Source organism: Micromonospora sp. CPCC 205554, from assembly GCF_036902745.1.
In the GTDB taxonomy this organism is placed as follows: Bacteria; Actinomycetota; Actinomycetes; order Mycobacteriales; family Micromonosporaceae; genus Micromonospora; species Micromonospora tulbaghiae.
Map to the genome: position 1 here is coordinate 1 of NZ_JBAKHP010000064.1, position 1,387 is coordinate 1,387.

1 protein-coding gene is annotated in these 1,387 nt (G+C 68.5%); it reads right to left on the reverse strand.

All coding sequences use genetic code 11. The features are described from left to right. Positions 1 to 31: 31 nt before the first annotated feature. A complete protein-coding gene (locus V6U82_RS31475; RefSeq protein ID WP_124778699.1) occupies positions 32 to 1,294 on the reverse strand; it encodes an ISL3 family transposase in 1,263 nt (420 codons plus the stop codon). Positions 1,295 to 1,387 lie beyond the last annotated feature (93 nt).

Below are 1,387 nucleotides of genomic sequence, written 5' to 3' on the forward strand. Positions count from 1 at the left end.
GGGTCTTGTGACGGATGTGTGGGTCGGGTGTTCATGGGCGGGGTAGTTCGGGTCGGTGGCCGCCGAGGCTGAGCATGGCCATGGCAATGAGGGCTTCGGATGAGTGGAAGCCGAAGGCCATGCGGGTGATGAGGCGGATCTTGGCGTTGACGGACTCGATGCGGCCGTTGGACAGGCCATGGGTGATGGCGGCGATGATCTGGTCGCGGTGACGGGTGACGCGTCGTTGTAGGTCGATGAAGATGTCGATGCGGCTGCGGCGGGCCCACCCGATCCACCGGTCGAGGGCCTCGACCGCGGCTGTCGGGCTGGTCTTGGCCAGGGTGAACACCAGTCGGAGGCCTTCTTTCAACGCCCAGGCCCGGTGCAGGCGGGGGTGGGTCTTGGCGATCCAGGCGAGTTTGGCCTGCTGGGCGTCGGTGAGGTTCTCCGGGTTCTTCCATAACGCCCAGCGGGTGTTCTTCAACTGGCGGGCCGTGCCGACGGCGACGCCGCGACGGCCGGCGCCACGGCCGGTGGCCTCGTTCCAGGCTTGGCGGCGAACCCTGTCCACGGCGTCGGTGGCCCAGGCAACGACGTGGAATGCATCGGCGCAGCGCACGGCGTTCGGGCAGCGCCGTCGGATAACGGTGGTGATCCAGTCCGCGCCGTCGGCGGACACGTGCGTGATCTTCGCGGCCCGCTCATCGCCGAGCAGGTCGAAGAACGCGTTGAGGGTCGCCGCGCTCTTGCCGGGCGAGGCCCAGACCAACCAGCCGGTGTCATGATCGACCACCACGGTCAGGTAGCGGTGGCCCTTCTTGTAGCTGATCTCATCGATGCCGATACGGCGCAGCCCCTCAAGGCGGTCCACCGCGGCACCGGTGTCGGCCCACACCCGCGCCACGATCGCCCCGACGGTGCGCCAACTGATGCGCATCAGCTGCGACACCGCCGACTTCGCCGTATGCACCGCCAACCACGACACCATCTGGTCAAACGCCCGGGTGTGCCCTGCCCCGTGCCGAGCCCACGGCACTGCCGCGACCACAACCCCGTGCTCCGGGCACGACACCCGCGGCGCGTGCGCCTCGATCACCGCTCGCACCACGCCCAGATCCAACGCCCGCCACCGACGACGAACCCCAGCGTCATAACGGGCACACCGCCGACGACAGTGCGGACACCGCCGCGACGCGCCCTTACGCACCCGCACCCGAGCCACCACCACCGACTCGACCGGATCGAACTCCACGCCCTCGACAACCGCCTGCTCGACCCCGAGCAGCCCAGCCCATACCCTGGCAGAACGCACGCCGTTCTCCCGCCCATCAAGTTCTGACCTTCGACAAGCCAGAACCTAGGCAGGACAACGGCGTGCGCCATCAACGACGCGCCCAACCACCCA